The sequence below is a fragment of the Nocardia pseudovaccinii genome, from assembly GCF_050942345.1.
Taxonomy (GTDB): Bacteria; Actinomycetota; Actinomycetes; order Mycobacteriales; family Mycobacteriaceae; genus Nocardia; species Nocardia pseudovaccinii.
Genome location: NZ_CP192074.1, coordinates 5,718,144 through 5,734,823 on the forward strand (window position 1 = coordinate 5,718,144; position 16,680 = coordinate 5,734,823).

Here is a 16,680-nt window from a genome sequence, read left to right on the forward strand (position 1 = left end):
AAGGACCCGCCGATCTAGGAGGCGCCGCGTGACGTCGACCCCGAATTCGGATCTCACCACTGCCGCCCGCATTCGCGATATCGCGATCGAGGTGTTCGGTGACAGCGGATTCCAGGTCGGAGTGCGGGCGATCGCCGCAGCGGCCGGTGTCTCCCCCGGACTGGTCAACCATCACTTCGGCTCCAAGGACGGCCTGCGGGCCGCCTGCGACGACCGGGTGCTGGAGTTGATCCGGGACCAGAAGTGGAAGACCGCCACCGAGACGAACGTCGCGAAAAGCATGCTCGACGCGATGTCCGAGATCGAGGCTTACGGCCCGCTGGTCGCCTACATGGTGCGCAGCCTGCAGGCGGGCGGACCCTTGGCCGAATCATTGCTCGAACACATGATCTCGGATGCCGAGGACTACATCCAGGCAGGCGTCGAGGCGGGCACCCTCAAGCCGAGCCGTGATCCGGCCGCGCGAGCCAAATATCTGACGATGGTCAATGTCGGCGCGACCGTTCTGTATTTCACCCTGCTGCAGCAACGCGGCGAAAAGCTGGACTACCGCAAGCTCGTTCGCACCTTGACCGAGGAGTTCATGCTGCCCGCCGCGGAGCTCTACGCCCAGGGATTCCTGACCGACCCAACGATTTTGGACACCCTTACCAAGGAGACCTGATGTCCGACATCATCGAAGTTCGCGATCTGCACAAGAACTTCGGCCACTTCGCCGCCCTGACCGGGCTGGATCTCGCGGTCCGCGAGGGCGAAATCCACGGCTTCCTCGGCCCGAACGGCGCGGGTAAGTCGACCACCATCCGTATCCTGCTGGGGATCCTGCGCGCCAGCTCCGGCGAGGCCCGGCTGCTCGGGCGCGACCCCTGGACCGATGCGGTCGAGCTGCACCGCGAAATCGCCTATGTACCAGGCGATGTCACACTATGGCCATCTTTATCCGGCGGGGAGACCATCGACCTATTGGCCAGAATGCGCGGTGAAATCAACCCGCAGCGTCGCACCGAACTCATCGAGCGATTCGACCTGGATCCGCGCAAGAAGGCACGCACCTACTCCAAGGGCAACCGGCAGAAGGTCGCGCTGATCTCCGCGCTTGCCTCCGATGTGCGCCTGCTGCTACTCGACGAACCGACCTCGGGCCTGGATCCATTGATGGAGCAGGTCTTTCGCGAATGCGTCGAAGAGGCCAAACAGCGCGGCACCACGGTCCTGCTCTCCAGCCATATCCTCTCCGAGGTGGAGGTGCTCTGCGACCGGGTGACCATCATCCGGGCCGGGCGCACCGTGGAAAGCGGATCGCTCGCGGATATGCGCCATCTGTCGCGCACCTCCATCACCGCCGAATTGCTCGGCGACCCAGGCGATCTCAGCCGCGTTCCGGGTGTCGAGGACATCGAACGCGACGGTTCGACGCTGCGCTGCCAGGTGGACGGGGAACATCTCGGCGAATTGATCCGGATCCTCGGCGATGCCGGAGTGCGCAGCCTCACCAGTGCGCCGCCGACGCTGGAGGAGCTGTTCATGCGGCATTACCACGTCGACGGTGCGACGTCCGAGCAGGCGCGGGCGACAATGGAGAAGGTGGGATCATGACAACCGCAACCGTGGGCGGCAGGCATTACGCCACGCCCGCCGTGCGCGGGTCGGCCGACTTCGCCGGTACCGCCCAACTGCTGCGACTGTTCCTGCGTCGCGACCGAATTGTTTTGCCGCTGTGGGTATTTGCTTTCGGCCTGCTGCCTGCTGCCTATGTCAGCAGCGCCAAGGCCGTTTACACCACGCAGGCCGACCTCGATCATGCGGCGCGGTCGGTCATGGAAAGCCCGGCGCTCATTGCCATGTACGGGCCGGTCTTCAGCACCGATCTGGGCTCGGTCGGGCTGTGGAAGGCCGGTCCGTTCTACGCGATGATGGCGATCGCGACGATCCTCACCGTCATCCGGCACACCCGGGTCGAGGAGGAGACCGGTCGCGCGGAATTGGTCGGCGCCACGAGTATCGGCCGCTATGCGGGGTTGACCGCCGCCATGATCATGACGGCGACCGGCTGTCTGATCGTCGCCATCCTGAGCGCTCTCGCGCTCTTCGGCAGTGACCTGCCCGCCGCCGGTTCGCTGGCCTACGGCGCGACCCTCGGCAGTTCCGGCCTGGTCTGGGCCGGGGTCGCCGCCATCGCGGCACAGGTGAGCGTGGGTGCGCGGGTCGCGCGCGGGGTGGCGTTCGGCGCACTCGGCACGGCCTTCGCGCTGCGCGCGGTCGGCGACGCCGGAAACGGTGTGCTGTCGTGGTTTTCGCCGCTCGGCTGGTGTATCAATATGCGGCCGTACGCGGATGAGCGCTGGTGGGTGTTGATTCCGCTGCTCACCGTCGCCATCGTGACCACGATCGCCGCGTATATGCTACTGCGGCAACGTGATACCGGATCAGGCCTGCTCGCCGAGCGGCCCGGCGAACCGGTCGCGGCCCCCACGCTGTCTGGTCCATCGGGGCTCGCGTGGCGGCTACAGCGCGGCTCTCTGCTGGCTTGGTCCATCGGCTTCCTGCTCTACGGATCGCTGATGGGTGGCGCTATCAACAGCGTTGGCGACATGCTCGACAACAGCAAGCAGGTCCGCGATGTGATCAACCGGATGGGCGGCACGGATGTGCTGCAGAATTCGTTCATCACCTTCGCCCTCAGCATGCTGGCCATCGCGGCATCGGCCTACTCCATCTCGGCGGTGCTGCGGCTGCACGAGGAGGAGTCGAGCCAGCGCGCCGAGGCAACGCTGGCCGGTTCGGTGAGCCGGGAACGCTACGCGCTCAGCCATATCGGCATCGCGCTGCTCGGACCGGTGGTGCTGCTGTTCCTCGCGGGTGCGGCGGTCGGAGTCATCTACGGCATCTCCGACGGCGATCTGGCGGGCAAGCTCGGTGACTGCCTCGGCGCAGCGGCAGTGCAACTGCCCGCGGTGTGGGTGCTCACCGCGATCACGGCGGCGATCTACGGGCTCGCACCCCGCTACACGCCGGTCGCCTGGGGCGTGCTGAGCACGATGATCATCATCTTCGTCATCGGCGCACTCGACGGACTACCGCAGTGGGTCCGCGATCTCGTCCCCTTCGTGCACCCGCCGAAGCTGCCCGGCTCATCGTTCGAGGCCACACCGATCCTGTGGCTGCTCGGGATCGTGGTCGTTCTGCTCGGGATCGGGATCGCGGGCTTCCGCCGCCGCGATCTGCGCTGAGATTCGGATAGCAGTGCCCCGCAACGAGTTTCATCGCTCGTTGCGGGGCACTGAGTCGTCGAGGAGCCGCCACCCGGTGAGGGCGAGTCCGGCCCGGGTCAGGCCGGTGGGGTCGGTGAGGTCGATGCCCAGCATCTTTCCGATCTGGCCGATTCGACGCGAGACGCTGCTGTGATGCAGATGCAGCAATTTCGCGGCCCGGCTCCGTGAGCCGGTGGCGCAGTAGACCTCCAGCGTCTCCAAATCCTCCGGGTGCCTGCCATTCGTGTGATCGCGATCACATCGGCGTTGTCGCGCATAGCGTTCCAGGGTATGTGCGCGAGCAAGGCCAACGCGCCCAGTTCGTCGTGGTGGACGATCGGGGCACGCGCGGTGGCGATCGCGCGAGCGCCTGATGGCGGACCGGACGGTGGCACTGGTCGCGCATCGGCCCGGACGGTTCAACGCGCCGATCGCATCGTCTTCCTGGACGGCGACCGGATCGCCGAACAGGGCACCCACGATGAACTCCTGCACCGCGCTGGCCGCTACGCCGAGTCCTGGAATGTCGCCGTGACAGCTTGACCAGCCGATACCGACAATCGGTTACGCCAGTACCCGTTTCACCAATGGGAACACCGCCCCGCTATGGGTAACGTCTGCTTCGTTACCAAAGCGAAATAAGCAGACGAGGCATATGTCGAGAATTACCCAGCGCTTTACCCGACTGACCGCGGCCACTGCCGCGGGTTTGATCGGACTCGCCGTCGCGGCACTGCCCGCGCAGGCACAGCAGAGTCCGGACAACCCGCAGTACGCGCCGACCATGCTCATTCTGGACGCGTCCGGCTCCATGCAGCGCCCCGATCCGGCGGGCACGATGATGGATGCCGCCAAAAATGCCGTGCGCAACTTCGTCGGCTCCGCACCCGCGGATTCCCGAGTCGGACTGACCGTTTACGGCACGAACACCGGAAATGCCGAGGCGGAGAAGGCATCCGGGTGCCGTGACGTCCGGGTCCTGCACAAACCCGAAACCCTGGACCGGTCCGCATTGATCAGCGCGGTCGACGGGATCAAGGCCAGTGGCTGGACGCCGATGGGCACTGCACTGCGCCAGGCCGCCGAGACACTGCCCAAATCGGGACCGCGCTCGATCGTCCTGGTCTCCGACGGCGACGACACCTGCTCCCCGCCCGAACCCTGTGAGGTCGCGCGCGAATTGAAAAAGCAGGGGCTCGATCTCATCGTGCACACCATCGGATTCGCCGTCGACGCCAAGGCCCGCGCGCAACTGACCTGCATGGCGCAGGCCACCGGCGGTACCTACAGCGATGCCGCCGACGGTCCCGCGCTCGAACGGACACTGCCGCGCGTCTCTTCGGCCGCCCTGCGCAATTACCAGGCCGTCGGCATACCGATCACCGGCGCACCGACCTACGGCGCGGCACCGGTCGCGACCCCGGGCCAATATCTGGACACCATCGGTCAGCAGGAAAAGCGCTACTGGGCAGTCGATGTCCCGGCGGGTGCGACCGCGTATTTCAGTGGCACCCTTTCCTTTCCGCGATTGCGCGATATCTCCCCGACCGACGATCTGAACACCCTGCAAATGCGGGTCTACGGTGCGGACGGCGAGGATTGCAATGTCTTCGAATCCGAACTTTCCACCAAATCCAGCGACGGCGCCGCGCTCACCGTGGCCAAGGCCTTCGACGGTGCGACCAAGGAACGCAAGGGCAATAGCGGCTCCGACAAATGCAAGGGCGGCGGCCGCTACTACTTCCAATTGACCTGGGAGAAGGTATCCGCCGGTGTGCCGGAACGACTTCCGATCGAACTGATCGTCGGTATCGAGCCCGCGGTGAGCGACACCGGTCCGGTGGCGGTCGCACCGCCGACGAGCTTCGTCGACCCCAGCGGTGCGGGTACGCCGGTATCCGGCGGCTCGTCGTTCACCGTGGCCGCAACGCTGCCGGGCGGCGGTCGCTACACCGATACGCTCCAGCCGGGTGAATTCGTGTTCTATCGTGTCAGATTGGACTGGGGTCAGGGCCTGGCGTATCGAGTTCGGTTCGGAGCCAACGGCGGTCGCGGACTCGACAACCTCTCCAATATTCGGACCAGCCTCTACAGCCCGATCCGCGAGGAGATCGATTCGGACTTCTCGTCCTATACCGGCACCGAGGGGGTACTGCCGACGAACAAGGCGATAGCCACGGTGCCGATTCGGTACAACAACCGCAAGGCCGACCAGTTGGAGTCACGGCGGGAGGCGGTGGCCGGTTGGTATTACATTGCCGTCAAACTCGGCTCGACCTTCGAACAGGGCGAAAACCGCGCGGTGCCGGTGCAATTGGATCTCACCGTTACCGATACCAAGGAGAACGGTCCGACGTACGCGAGCACCATCGGCGAGGGCGTTTTCGGTGAGAATTCGACCGGCGTGAAGACACCGACGAGCCGCACACCCGGTGCGGCCCCCGCGGTCGCGGAATCGAGAGCGTCCGAATCGAATTCGTCGACCGCCTTGATAGCGATCGGCGTGATCGGCGTTGCGATCATCGGCGTGGCCGGTGTGCTGATCGGATTGCTCGTGGCACGCAGGCGACGCCGTTAGTGGAAGGCCCGCTGGCCCCTACGGGTGTCAGCGGGCTCCTTCTAGACCGAGCTTTCCGGCGAGGCGGGTCAGGTATGCGCGTACGTCATCGGCATCGCGGTCCGGCAGGCCGAAGACCGCTTCGGTGATACCCAATTCGGCCCACTGCGCGAGCTGCGCCGCATCGTGACGTCCGGCCAGCGCGATGATCTCCGGGCTGCCCTCGCGCTCGTGTTCGCGCCAAACTCGGTGCAGCAGTTCGATTTTCTCCCCGAGGCCGTCCTCGGTGGGCGTGGTCAGCCAGGCGTCCGCGTTCTTGGCCAGCCAGGTGAACGACTGCTCGGTCCCGGCCGCGCCGAGAATCACCGGGATCCGCTTCTGCACCGGCTTGGGCCAGGACCAGCTCGGCCCGAAATTCACGAACTGTCCCGCGAAGCTGGCCTCCTCCTCCGACCACAATGCGCGCATGGCATCCAGATGTTCACGCAGTACCGTCCTGCGCTTGTTCGCGGGCACCCCGTGATGCGCCATTTCGTCGGTATTCCAACCGAAACCGACGCCGAGGCTGACCCGGCCGCCGGACAGATGATCCAGCGAGGCGAGCGTTTTGGCCAGGGTGATCGGATGGTGTTCGGCAGGCAGGGCGACTGCGGTGGAGAGCGTGATCCGGCTGGTGACCGCCGCCGCGGTGGCCAGCGCGACCCACGGGTCCAGCGTGCGCAGATACCGGTCGTCGGGCAGGCTCGCATCCCCGGTGCGCGGGTGCGCCGCCGCCCGAACCACCGGGATATGGGTGTGTTCGGGCACGTAGAAGGCGTCGAATCCGGCTTGTTCGGCGGCCACGGCCGCATCGGCGGGCGTAATGCCCCGGTCACTGGTGAACAACACAATTCCGTACCGCACCGTGCACGCTCCCATCTGCAAATTAGAACAAGTTCTATCACTTTTCCCGGCTCCGACCAAGTGTCCGGACATCCGTCTAGCCACCGAATGGTCCCTCGGACCACCACGGATGCGAACCACTGCCTCGGTTGACTACGGTCGCGCTCATGGGTCCGGACACATTTCCAGGAGGAGACGACACCGCCCCGGGCGATCAGGCGGCCAGGCGGCCGCGATTGCGCTTCCTCCGCGCACCCCGCGTTCCGGTCGTCAAGCAGGCGGTCGATCTGCTGGTCGCCGACCGTCCGGCCACCGCCGACCACATCGTCGCCGCGCCGACGCCGCTGCAGCCGATCGACCTCACCGACGATGCGCGCGTCGCCGAGGTGCTCGATCTGGCGGTGCGGGTCGGCGAGGTGGTGCTCGCCTCGGGTACGGGCGTCAACGACACGATGACCCAGGTGCGCTTCATCGCCGCCACCTACGGACTGGCCCGCTGCGATATCGACGTCACCTATGACGCGATCAGGATCTGGGCCGACCGCGGTCCCCTGCTGCCGCCCGCCAGCACCATGCGGGTGGTCAAATACCGCTCACTGGACCTCACCCGCCTCGCCGCGGTCGACCGGCTCACCCGCCGCATCCGCAATGAGGTCGTCCCACCCGCCGACGCGCGTGCCCGCCTGGACGCGATCACCTCCGCGCCGCATCCATACCACCGCTGGGTCGCCACCTTCGGCTGGTCGCTGCTCGCCGCATCGATCGCGGCGCTGCTCGGCGGCGGCTGGCTCGTCGCCGCGGTCAGCTTCGGCACCACCCTGGCCATCGACCGCGTCAATCGCGTCCTGAACCGTTACGGTCTGCCGTTCTTCTTCCAGCATGTGGTGGGCGGCGCCGTCGCGGCGACACCGGCGCTGCTGCTGGCCACCCTGGCGGCAACCCTGCATATCGATGTCGACCCGACATTGGTCATCGCCGCCGGAATCACCGTGCTGCTCAGTGGGTTGCAGCTGGTCGGCGCGGTGCAGGACGCGATAACCGGCGCACCGATCACCGCGACCGCCCGCATGCTCGAGGTCATGATGATGACCGGCGGCATTATCGCGGGCATCGCGATGGCACTGCGGGTGGGCGATATCCTCGGCGCCACGATTCCGCCGGTCTATCTGACCTCCAGCCGCGATATCACCGATCTGCCGATCAAGATCGCGGCCGGTGCGGTGGCCGCGCTGGCGTTCGCGCTCGCCTGCTACGCCGAGCGTCGTGCGCTCGCCGCCGCCGCATTCGGCGGTGCCGCGGGCACCATCTGTTTTCTGCTCGTACAGCATCTCGGCTTCGGTCCGGTGATCTCCTCCGCGGTCGCCGCGACGCTGGTCGGTCTGGCCGGTGGCCTGATGGCGCGCCGGGCCCTGACTCCCCCGCTGGTCGTCGCGCTCGCGGGCATCACCCCGCTGCTGCCGGGCCTGAAGGTGTATCGCGGGCTCTATGCCCTGCTCAACGACGAGCTGCTGATCGGAGCCAATCAGGTGCTCGCGGCGGTCGGCGTCGGTTGCGCGCTGGCCGCGGGCGTCACCCTCGGCGAGTGGTTCGACCGCACCGTGCGCAGGCCGCGCATCCTGAGCCGATTCGGCTCGATCCGCCGACCGGTCATCGTGCGCATACGCCGACTCCCGCGCCACCCGGGGCGTCGGGAATCCGGCCGTCGATCATGATGCACAGTTGGCTGCCAGGGTCAGCCGGTATGGTTATTCGAATTAGTTAGGGTGCCCAAAGCCCTCGCTCGTCGGATCCAGTGAGGTGGTTCAGAAATGTCGGATACGGTCCCGTTCTCCACGGCGATCCGCACCGCCACCGCACAGCAGCACGAAGAGGCGGAGAACTCCTCGTTCATCAGTGACATGCTCGGCGGCGAACTCGGCATCGATTCCTACCACCGCTACACCGCCCAACTCTGGTTCATCTACCACGCCTTGGAAGACCGCTGGGACGCCTTGGCCGACGATCCGATCGCGGGTCCGTTCATCCGTACCGAACTGGCCAGGACCGCGGAGCTCGAACGCGACCTCGCGCACCTCATCGGCCCCGACTGGCGCGACGCCCTCGAAGCGCTGCCGGCCACGGCCGCCTACGCCGCCCGCATCGACGAATGCGCCCGCGAGTGGCCCGCCGGGTACATCGCGCACCACTACACCCGCTATCTCGGCGACCTCTCGGGCGGCCAGGTCATCCGGGGGACCGCCGAGAAGTTGTGGAATCTCCCGCATCGCGGCGACGGCGTGCGCTTCTACGTCTTCGACGCGCTCGGCAATCCGGCGGCCTTCAAACGCGAATACCGCGGTCTGCTCGACCAATCGCCGCTCGATGATCTAGAACGCCGCCGGGTGCTCGACGAGGGACAGCGGGCCTTCGCGCTGAATACCGCGGTATTCGCCGAACTCGCCGCCGAATTCCCGGCCCGCCGCCCCAGCTGAACTCAGTACGCCCCCTCCCCGCGCGCGACCGCTCCGATCGTCTTGGCGATCAACAGCAGATCCAGGATCATCGACCAGTTCTCGACATAGGACAGGTCAAGGCGCACCGCATCCTCGAGCGACAGATCCGAGCGTCCGCTCACCTGCCACAGACCGGTGACGCCCGGCTTCACCAGCAGCCTGCGCCGCATATTGCCGTCGTAGGTGTCGACCTCACGCTGCACCTGCGGACGCGGGCCGACCACGCTCATCTCGCCGCGCAGCACATTGAGGAACTGGGGTAGCTCGTCGAGGCTGAATTTGCGAATGATCTTGCCGATCGGGGTGATTCGCGGATCGTCCTTCATCTTGAAGAACACCGGATTGCCGCCGTTGGCCTCGATGAGCGCCGCGGCATTGCGATCCGCGTCGGCGTACATGCTGCGGAACTTGATCATCTGGAAAGGCTTGCCACCACGCCCGATTCGTTCCGAGCGATAGAAGACCGGGCCGGGACTCGTCAGCTTGACCAGCATCGCGATGCCGAGCATCGCGGGCAGGATCGCGAACAGCACCGCACCGGCGAAGCACACATCGAAGACCGCCTTACCGGTCGACTTCGCGCGGTCGTACTGCGGTTTGGCGATGTGCAGCATCGGCATACCCGCGACCTGCCGGTTGGTCAGCCGGGTGCCCGCGATATCGACGACCCCGGGTGCGACGATCAACTCGACGCCGAGCGGATCGAGATCCCATGCCATCCGGCGCAATTCGACGGGTCCGAGGTGATCGGTGGTGGTCACCGCGACCGTATCCGCCCCGCTGCGGCGCACCGCGTCGAGCACAGTGCGATCGTCACCGACCACCGAGAACGACTTTCCGGATGCCCGGATCGCGTAGTCGGTCACGTCGGTGCCGCCATCCGGAATGCATACGCCGACAACCTGATATCCGGAATCCGGATCGCGGGAGAAGGCGGTCGCCATCGCCTGCGCCGCCTCGGGCCAGCCGACCACTAGTACCGAGGTGCGATATTCGCCCTGGCGCCTGCGTCGCTGTCTGGTGCGCAACCGCCAGAGCAACCGGCTGACCATCAGTCCGACCAGACCCAGCGGCAGCGCGATCGCGAGATAGCCTCGTGCGAACTCGATCTGGAAGATCAGCGACATGATCGCCAAGACCCCGAACAGTCGCAATGTGGCCGAAACCAAGCGCCGGTACTCTTCGGACCCGGACCCTACCACCTGTGGCGAACGGGAATTGCATGCCGCGAGGAAAGCGAGCCAGGTGAGCGCGAGCAACACCGAGACAACGGTGTAGCCGACCTCGTAGGGCATCGGCCACGCCAGCGGCGGCGCGGCGGGGCCGCCGAATCGGATCAGTTGTGCAAGGCCGACGGCCGCGGCGATTACCGCGAAATCCGTTGTGGCCAGACGCCGTACATACTCTGCCTGCCAACGTTCGTGCTCGGAGCGCGGCAGGGTCGGTGACGGGCCTGCGAGATCCAGGTCGTCATCGTCGGTGAGCTCGTAGCTCATTGAACAAACACCTCCCCCTGGGAGTTTTTCGTTGCCCCCGATCCCCGTCGACCGGTCCCCTGGACGCAATCCGCCGCCCGGGGTGTTCCTTCAGTCGGCGGTCCGAAGGTGATTGTTACAGAACACAATCCACTCCACACGCTGAACAGAAAGCGCCGCAAAGTATTCCACGGAGTAGCCAACATTCGGACGGTCGGTTTTTTCGAACCTTGACACAAATGCGTCGCCCGGAAAAGTCGGCAGGTGGCGCACCCGCGCCCACACCAGATGGAAGTGACGATGGGGGCTCCGCCACCAAGAGAGCTGTTTGCCCACCAGATGCCACTGGTCGGAGCACTTCGAATATCGTCCGAAACCCGCTACCGCACAATCGATTTCACGAGCCATATGCAAGCGATTCGCTGTAACGTCTCACTTGATCGCGCCGACGTCATGGGCATGCCGGTAATTCGCCGGGGCCGATCCACGCGGCAGGAGGCAGGGGGCCAGGATGCGTTGTCGACTTTGTGATTCCGAGCGTTTGTCGAGTGTGCTCGACCTCGGCGCCACACCGCCGTGCGAGAAATTTCTCGCGGTGGACGAACTCGACCTTCCCGAGCCGACCTATCCCCTACATCTGCGTATCTGCGAGGACTGCCTACTGTTGCAGATCCCCGCATTGATCACGCCGGAGGAAACCTTTACCGAATACGCGTATTTCGCCTCGTATTCCGATAGTTGGGTACGGCATGCCGAAGTCTTCGTTTCCGAAGCTGTCGAAAAGCTTGACCTCGCGACCGATTCATTCGTGGTCGAGGCCGCCAGCAACGACGGGTACCTGCTGCGGCATGTGGTCGCCGCGGGCATCCCGTGCCTGGGCATCGAACCCTCGGTGAATGTCGGTGCGGCCGCGCGCAAACTCGGCGTGCCGACCGAAACCGCCTTCCTCGACGAGGAATTCGCCAAGCGGATCCGCGCCAAGCACGGGCCCGCGGACCTGGTCGTCGCCAACAACGTCTACGCTCACGTGCCCGACCTGCGCGGATTCACCCGCGCACTGCGCGAACTGCTCGCCGATGACGGCTGGCTCTCGATCGAGGTGCATCACGCGCTGAATCTGATGGAGCTCGGCCAGTTCGACACCATCTATCACGAACATTTCCAGTACTACACGGTGCTCTCGGCCCAGCGCGCCCTGGCCACTGCCGGATTGGCCGTGGTGGATGTCGAACTGCTCGCCACCCACGGTGGTTCGATCCGGCTGTGGGCGCGGCCGGAGGCGGTTGCGGACGCACCGAGCAGCCGGGTGCGCGAGGTGCTGCACCGTGAGCAGACCGCGGGCCTGCACCGGCCCGAGGGCTACCGGCACCTGGAGACCAGCGCGCGGCAGGTCCGTCAGGAGCTGCTGCGGTTCCTGCTCGACGCGCGTGCACAGGGCAGGCGGGTGGTCGGCTACGGCGCGCCCGGCAAGGGCAACACTCTGCTCAACTATTGCGGGATCCGACCCGACCTGCTGAGCTACACGGTCGACCGAAATCCCTATAAGCACTGGCGATTCACCCCGGGCACCCGGATCCCGATATACCCGACCGCACGCATCGATCTCGATCGACCCGATGTGGTGCTGGTACTGCCGTGGAATCTCGAGGCCGAGATCACCGCACAACTGAGCCATATCGCCGAGTGGGGCGGCGAACTGGTCTATCCACTACCGACTTTGCACAGCGCCGTGCTCGGGGAAACGAAGAATGCTGAATCGAGGGGAAGGCACGCGCGATGAAGGTTGTGCTGTTCTGCGGCGGGTACGGGATGCGGATGCGCGACGGCTCCGACATGCTGCCCAAGCCGATGCAACTGGTCGGTCCACGGCCGCTGCTGTGGCATGTGATGCGCTATTACGCGCACTTCGGCCACAAGGATTTCATTCTGTGCCTCGGCTACGGGGCCGAGCACATCAAGAACTTCTTCCTCACCTACCAGGAGTCGGTCTCCAACGACTTCGTCATCCGCGACGGTTCGGTGGAGTTGCTGCGCACCGATATCAGCGACTGGTCGATCACCTTCGTCGACACCGGTCTCGACTCGGCCATCGGCGAGCGGCTGCGCCGGGTGCGCCCATATCTCGAGGGTGAGCAGACCTTCCTGGCCAACTACGCCGACGTGCTCACCGACGCACCGCTCGACGAGATGATCGAGCGCTTCGACGCCTCCGGCGCGGCGGCCTCGATGATGGTGGTGCCGCCGCAGCAGTCGTTCCACTGCGTCGATATCAAGCCCAACGGCGAGGTCAAGGAGATCAGGCCGGTTTCGTCGATGCCGCTGTGGGAGAACGGCGGATACTTCGTACTCGGCCACGAGGTACTGGATCTGCTGCCGCCCGGCGGTGATCTGGTGGCCGACGCCTGCGGCAGGCTGGCCGGACAGGGCCGGCTCTACGGCTATCAGCATCTGGGCTTCTGGAAGCCCGCCGACACCTTCAAGGAACGCGCCGAACTCGACGCGGCATACCGATCCGGCATCCGCCCGTGGATGGTCTGGGAGAAACAGTTCGCATGATCGCGCTGACCACCGGGTCACTGACCGAGATCGCGGTGCTCGGCGCGCACTGCGATGACATCGCTATCGGGATGGGCGCGACGCTGCTCACGTTGGCGCACAAGCACTCCGGGCTGCGGGTGCGCGCACTGGTGCTCACCGGTGCGGGCACGGTGCGCGAGGACGAGGAGCGGGCCGCGCTGGCCGCGTTCTGCCCGAACGCGGATCTGCGCGTGACGGTGCTCGACCTGCCCGACGGCCGAGCACCCGCGCACTGGGACCGGATCAAGCAGGCGCTGGCCACCTTCCGCGCGAGCGCCGAACCTGATCTGGTCTTCGCACCGCAGCGCGGCGACGCGCATCAGGACCATCGGCTCCTCGCCGAACTGGTACCCACTGAATTCCGGGACCATCTGGTGCTCGGCTACGAAATTCTGAAGTGGGAGACCGATACGCCGACCCCGACCGTATTCGTGCCGATATCAACGGAATTCGCCGACGAAAAGGCGCGGCTGCTGCAGAAGCACTACCCTTCTCAAGCGGGGCGGGACTGGTTCGATGATCAGTCGTTCACCGGTCTGTCCCGGCTGCGCGGGGTGCAATGCCGGAATCGGCATGCCGAAGCATTCGTTGTCGACAAGGTCGTCGTCGATTTGGGTCTGTCATGACTACTGGAGCTCAATTGACTGCCGAAGACACGGGCATGCGTGTACTGCTGACCGGACATCAGGGTTATCTCGGCACGATCATGGCGCCGGTGCTGCGCGCCGCGGGCCACGAGGTGGTCGGGCTCGATGCCGGATTCTTCGCCGATTGCGTCCTCGGCCGCCTGCCCGGCGATCCGCCCGGTCTCGCGGTCGACCTGCGCGATGTGACCATCGATCAGCTCACCGGATTCGATGCGGTGATCCATCTCGCGGCGTTGTCCAACGATCCGCTCGGCGCACTCGATCCCGAAATCACCTACGCGATCAATCATCACGCGTCGGTGCGGCTGGCCCGGCTCGCGAAAGAGGCTGGGGTGCGGCGGTTTCTATACGCATCAACCTGTTCGGTGTACGGCGCGGCGGGCGAGGATCTGGTCACCGAGGACGCACCGCTGCGTCCGATCACGCCCTATGCCGAGAGCAAGGTGCGAGTCGAGGACGATGTCGCCGCACTGGCGGATGCCGGCTTCACGCCGGTATTCCTGCGCAATGCAACCGCATTCGGCTTCTCGCCGCGCCTGCGCGCGGATATCGTGCTCAACAATCTGGTCGGGTACGCGGTGCTCACCGGCGAGGTCAAGGTGCTCTCGGACGGGACACCGTGGCGGCCGCTGGTGCATGCCGACGATATCGCCAAGGCCTTCGCTACCTGCCTGACCGCGCCGCGCGCGGCGATCGACTGCCGGGCATTCAATATCGGCACCGAGGCGAACAACCTCACGGTGGCCGAAATCGCCGAGGCCGTGGTGAACGCGGTGCCGGGCGCCCGGCTGTCCATCACCGGAGCGAGTGGCGCGGACCCGAGGTCCTACCGCGTCGACTTCTCCGCCGCCCGTTCGGTTCTCGGCTACCGCGCCACCTGGACGGTGGCCGCCGGGGCCGAGCAGCTGTATCGCGAATACACCGCCAGGGGACTGACCAGTGACGATTTCTTCCGCCGGTTCACCCGGTTGCCACATCTGGAGAGATTGCGGGATACCGGGGTGCTGGACGCATCGATGCGCCGGATCACCGCGGCTCGGCAAGTTTCGTGAGCGAGCGTCAGCGAGCGAACCATGGGCACAGCGCGCATGCTGCGCACGACGGAGCCGAGCGTCAGCGAGGCAGAGTCGTGAGCAACTGGCACCAACTACCGGCGGCTCGGTCACGGGCCGAGACCACGGTGACCGGCAGCGGCCAGGCGATGGCCAGTTCCGGATCGTCGTAGGCGACGCCGATGTCCTCGGTCGGATCGTGTGGCCGGTCGATCCGGTAGCAGACATCGGCGGACGCGGTGAGCGCCTGGAAGCCGTGCAGGAAGCCCGGCGGCACGTAGAGTTGCCGGAATTCGGTGTCGTCGAGTCGAAATGCCTGCTGCCGCCCGAAACTCGGCGAATCCGGCCGGATATCGACCAGCACGTCGTACACCGCGCCGTGCGCGCAGCGCACCAGCTTCGCCTCACCGCGCCTGGATCGTCCGTGCATGCCCCGGATGACTCCGCGTGCCGAACGGGATTGCGAATCCTGCACGAATGCGGCCGCCGTACCGGGTGCGCCGAGGTGGGCGTCGAACTCGGTGGCGTCGAAGGTGCGGGTGAACAGGCCGCGGTCGTCCTGGAAGGGTTCGGGCACCAGCACCAGGACATCGGCGAGATCGGTGTGTTCGATGCGCACCAGGCCATCGTGTCATGAACGGCGCGGTCCCGGGTCGCGGTTGCCGCGGCTGCTCGAGTTCCGAACTCACCCCGGTGCTCGATCTCGGCAAAGTTCCTGCCGCCGACCACTTTCCGCTCGCGGGCAGTGCGATCGAAACCACCGAGATCGCGCATCCGCTGCGCATGGATGTCTGCGGTGCCTGCGGGCTGGCGCAATTGGCCGATGACGACACCCGCACCGCGGAGCCGCGCGGTATCGAGCCGCAAGCGCTGCGCGATCAGGCCGCCGACGCAGTGGCACGGGTGGCACGCGCCGGTCTGTTGCGCGGGCGGACCGTACGCGAATTCGGCAGTCCGCACGGCGGTACCTGGCTGCCATTGCTCGCGGGGCGCGGGTTCGAATCCGCCGACGAGGTCGCCGATGTTGTGCTCGACTGCTTCGGCATCATGCACGAGCCGGATCAGCGGGCCGCCTTCGCGCAGCGGGCCGCGGCGACCGCACCGACGGGTCTGCTGCTGCTCCAGTACCACTCGCTGGCCACCATAGTCGCCGGTGGTCAGTGGAATGCATTGCGGCACGGGCATTTCGCGTACTACTCGCTCGGCGCACTGCACCGATTGCTCGAGGCCGCCGGGATGAGTGTGGCGACGGCGTGGGAATTCGATCTGTACGGCGGCACCGTCCTGATCGGCGCGGTGCACGGCACGGTCGAACCGGACGGTTCCGTGCGCGCGATTCGCGCCGCCGAAGCCGAATACACCGATCTCGTTGCGCTACAGGGCCTTCAGCGCACAACCGACGAGCATGCCCGACTCCTGCGCCGCTGGCTCGAGGCGATGACGGCGCGCCGCAGACGGGTGTACGCCTATGGGGCGGCGTCGCGCGCGGTCGCGCTCTTCAGCATTGCCGGAGTGCACCGCGGACTGATCGCCGCGGTCGCCGATGCCGCACCAGCCAAACAGGGCCGCCGGATGCCGGGCACCGACATCCCGATCATCTCCCCTGCCGAACTCGTCTCCGCCCGACCGGATTTCGTGCTGCTGACATTGCGCGATCTGCTCGCGGAGGTCCGTGCCAGGTTTCCCGAACTCGACGGCCGCTGGGTCGTCGACGACCCGGCCGGCCCCTCGGAAGGGCGGTGAACAT

16 protein-coding genes are annotated in these 16,680 nt (G+C 66.1%); 12 read left to right on the forward strand and 4 right to left on the reverse strand.

Features of this window, described 5'->3' with window-relative positions:
* Positions 1 to 28 precede the first annotated feature (28 nt).
* From ACQPZ2_RS25730 to ACQPZ2_RS25740, 3 genes are read left to right on the forward strand one after another with little or no spacing between them, the layout of a single operon-like run.
* On the forward strand, positions 29 to 664 hold the full coding sequence (locus ACQPZ2_RS25730) for a TetR family transcriptional regulator (protein WP_433520787.1): 636 nt from the start codon (positions 29 to 31) through the stop codon (positions 662 to 664).
* The gene (locus tag ACQPZ2_RS25735) at positions 664 to 1,596 is read left to right on the forward strand and encodes an ABC transporter ATP-binding protein (RefSeq protein ID WP_387292740.1); all 933 of its coding nucleotides are present in this window, start codon (positions 664 to 666) and stop codon (positions 1,594 to 1,596) included. Before ACQPZ2_RS25730 ends, ACQPZ2_RS25735 begins: the two co-directional genes overlap by 1 nt.
* On the forward strand, positions 1,593 to 3,230 hold the full coding sequence (locus ACQPZ2_RS25740) for an ABC transporter permease (RefSeq protein ID WP_433520788.1): 1,638 nt from the start codon (positions 1,593 to 1,595) through the stop codon (positions 3,228 to 3,230). Before ACQPZ2_RS25735 ends, ACQPZ2_RS25740 begins: the two co-directional genes overlap by 4 nt.
* A gap of 30 nt (positions 3,231 to 3,260) precedes the next feature.
* On the opposite strand, the gene ACQPZ2_RS25745 is transcribed toward ACQPZ2_RS25740, so the two are convergent.
* Complete coding sequence (locus tag ACQPZ2_RS25745; RefSeq protein ID WP_433520789.1) at positions 3,261 to 3,473, reverse strand: helix-turn-helix domain-containing protein; 213 nt, start codon at positions 3,471 to 3,473, stop codon at positions 3,261 to 3,263.
* A gap of 69 nt (positions 3,474 to 3,542) precedes the next feature.
* Here ACQPZ2_RS25745 and ACQPZ2_RS25750 point away from each other — a divergent pair, with 69 nt between their 5' ends.
* Both ACQPZ2_RS25750 and ACQPZ2_RS25755 read left to right on the forward strand, forming a co-directional pair.
* The gene (locus ACQPZ2_RS25750; protein ID WP_433520790.1) at positions 3,543 to 3,794 is read left to right on the forward strand and encodes a hypothetical protein; all 252 of its coding nucleotides are present in this window, start codon (positions 3,543 to 3,545) and stop codon (positions 3,792 to 3,794) included.
* A gap of 112 nt (positions 3,795 to 3,906) precedes the next feature.
* Positions 3,907 to 5,829 carry a VWA domain-containing protein gene (locus tag ACQPZ2_RS25755; RefSeq protein ID WP_433520791.1) on the forward strand — a complete coding sequence of 641 codons (1,923 nt, stop codon included), beginning with the start codon at positions 3,907 to 3,909 and terminating at the stop codon, positions 5,827 to 5,829.
* Between the two features lie 27 nt (positions 5,830 to 5,856).
* On the opposite strand, the gene ACQPZ2_RS25760 is transcribed toward ACQPZ2_RS25755, so the two are convergent.
* Complete coding sequence (locus ACQPZ2_RS25760; protein ID WP_433520792.1) at positions 5,857 to 6,711, reverse strand: TIGR03619 family F420-dependent LLM class oxidoreductase; 855 nt, start codon at positions 6,709 to 6,711, stop codon at positions 5,857 to 5,859.
* Positions 6,712 to 6,857: 146 nt separating this feature from the next.
* On the opposite strand from ACQPZ2_RS25760, the gene ACQPZ2_RS25765 reads away from it, so the two are divergent.
* Both ACQPZ2_RS25765 and ACQPZ2_RS25770 read left to right on the forward strand, forming a co-directional pair.
* Entirely contained in the window at positions 6,858 to 8,402 is a 1,545-nt protein-coding gene (locus ACQPZ2_RS25765; protein ID WP_433520793.1) for a threonine/serine ThrE exporter family protein, read from the forward strand.
* A 96-nt stretch (positions 8,403 to 8,498) separates the two neighbouring features.
* On the forward strand, positions 8,499 to 9,161 hold the full coding sequence (locus ACQPZ2_RS25770) for a heme oxygenase (biliverdin-producing) (protein WP_433520794.1): 663 nt from the start codon (positions 8,499 to 8,501) through the stop codon (positions 9,159 to 9,161).
* A gap of 2 nt (positions 9,162 to 9,163) precedes the next feature.
* On the opposite strand, the gene ACQPZ2_RS25775 is transcribed toward ACQPZ2_RS25770, so the two are convergent.
* Positions 9,164 to 10,678: a sugar transferase gene (locus ACQPZ2_RS25775; RefSeq protein WP_433520795.1), complete on the reverse strand. Its 1,515-nt coding sequence runs from the start codon at positions 10,676 to 10,678 to the stop codon at positions 9,164 to 9,166.
* 490 nt (positions 10,679 to 11,168) lie between these two features.
* Between ACQPZ2_RS25775 and ACQPZ2_RS25780 the strand changes: the two genes are divergently transcribed.
* The 4 genes from ACQPZ2_RS25780 to ACQPZ2_RS25795 are packed head-to-tail and all read left to right on the forward strand — an operon-like array spanning position 11,169 to position 14,933.
* A complete protein-coding gene (locus tag ACQPZ2_RS25780) occupies positions 11,169 to 12,437 on the forward strand; it encodes a methyltransferase domain-containing protein (RefSeq protein WP_433520796.1) in 1,269 nt (422 codons plus the stop codon).
* Entirely contained in the window at positions 12,434 to 13,213 is a 780-nt protein-coding gene (locus tag ACQPZ2_RS25785) for a glucose-1-phosphate cytidylyltransferase (protein ID WP_433520797.1), read from the forward strand. Before ACQPZ2_RS25780 ends, ACQPZ2_RS25785 begins: the two co-directional genes overlap by 4 nt.
* Complete coding sequence (locus ACQPZ2_RS25790; protein WP_433520798.1) at positions 13,210 to 13,860, forward strand: PIG-L deacetylase family protein; 651 nt, start codon at positions 13,210 to 13,212, stop codon at positions 13,858 to 13,860. The genes ACQPZ2_RS25785 and ACQPZ2_RS25790 overlap by 4 nt, the downstream gene beginning before the upstream one ends.
* Before the next feature lie 35 nt (positions 13,861 to 13,895).
* Positions 13,896 to 14,933, forward strand: a complete 1,038-nt coding sequence (locus ACQPZ2_RS25795) for an NAD-dependent epimerase/dehydratase family protein (protein WP_433527525.1) — start codon at positions 13,896 to 13,898, stop codon at positions 14,931 to 14,933.
* Positions 14,934 to 14,994: 61 nt separating this feature from the next.
* Here the strand turns inward: ACQPZ2_RS25795 and rfbC are convergent, their stop codons facing one another.
* A complete protein-coding gene (gene rfbC, locus ACQPZ2_RS25800; RefSeq protein ID WP_433520799.1) occupies positions 14,995 to 15,552 on the reverse strand; it encodes a dTDP-4-dehydrorhamnose 3,5-epimerase in 558 nt (185 codons plus the stop codon).
* Positions 15,553 to 15,566: 14 nt separating this feature from the next.
* Between rfbC and ACQPZ2_RS25805 the strand changes: the two genes are divergently transcribed.
* The gene (locus ACQPZ2_RS25805) at positions 15,567 to 16,676 is read left to right on the forward strand and encodes a class I SAM-dependent methyltransferase (protein ID WP_433520800.1); all 1,110 of its coding nucleotides are present in this window, start codon (positions 15,567 to 15,569) and stop codon (positions 16,674 to 16,676) included.
* Positions 16,677 to 16,680: the final 4 nt, after the last annotated feature.

Coding starts and splice junctions, on each gene's coding strand:
- ACQPZ2_RS25740 (WP_433520788.1), top strand. CDS start 1,593: ATGACAACCGCAACCGTGGGCGGCAGGCATTACGCCACGCCCGCCGTG.
- ACQPZ2_RS25790 (WP_433520798.1), top strand. CDS start 13,210: ATGATCGCGCTGACCACCGGGTCACTGACCGAGATCGCGGTGCTCGGC.
- ACQPZ2_RS25805 (WP_433520800.1), top strand. CDS start 15,567: ATGAACGGCGCGGTCCCGGGTCGCGGTTGCCGCGGCTGCTCGAGTTCC.
- ACQPZ2_RS25795 (WP_433527525.1), top strand. CDS start 13,896: ATGCGTGTACTGCTGACCGGACATCAGGGTTATCTCGGCACGATCATG.
- ACQPZ2_RS25755 (WP_433520791.1), top strand. CDS start 3,907: ATGTCGAGAATTACCCAGCGCTTTACCCGACTGACCGCGGCCACTGCC.
- ACQPZ2_RS25775 (WP_433520795.1), bottom strand. CDS start 10,678: ATGAGCTACGAGCTCACCGACGATGACGACCTGGATCTCGCAGGCCCG.
- ACQPZ2_RS25750 (WP_433520790.1), top strand. CDS start 3,543: ATGTGCGCGAGCAAGGCCAACGCGCCCAGTTCGTCGTGGTGGACGATC.
- ACQPZ2_RS25770 (WP_433520794.1), top strand. CDS start 8,499: ATGTCGGATACGGTCCCGTTCTCCACGGCGATCCGCACCGCCACCGCA.
- ACQPZ2_RS25765 (WP_433520793.1), top strand. CDS start 6,858: ATGGGTCCGGACACATTTCCAGGAGGAGACGACACCGCCCCGGGCGAT.
- ACQPZ2_RS25780 (WP_433520796.1), top strand. CDS start 11,169: ATGCGTTGTCGACTTTGTGATTCCGAGCGTTTGTCGAGTGTGCTCGAC.
- ACQPZ2_RS25785 (WP_433520797.1), top strand. CDS start 12,434: ATGAAGGTTGTGCTGTTCTGCGGCGGGTACGGGATGCGGATGCGCGAC.
- ACQPZ2_RS25735 (WP_387292740.1), top strand. CDS start 664: ATGTCCGACATCATCGAAGTTCGCGATCTGCACAAGAACTTCGGCCAC.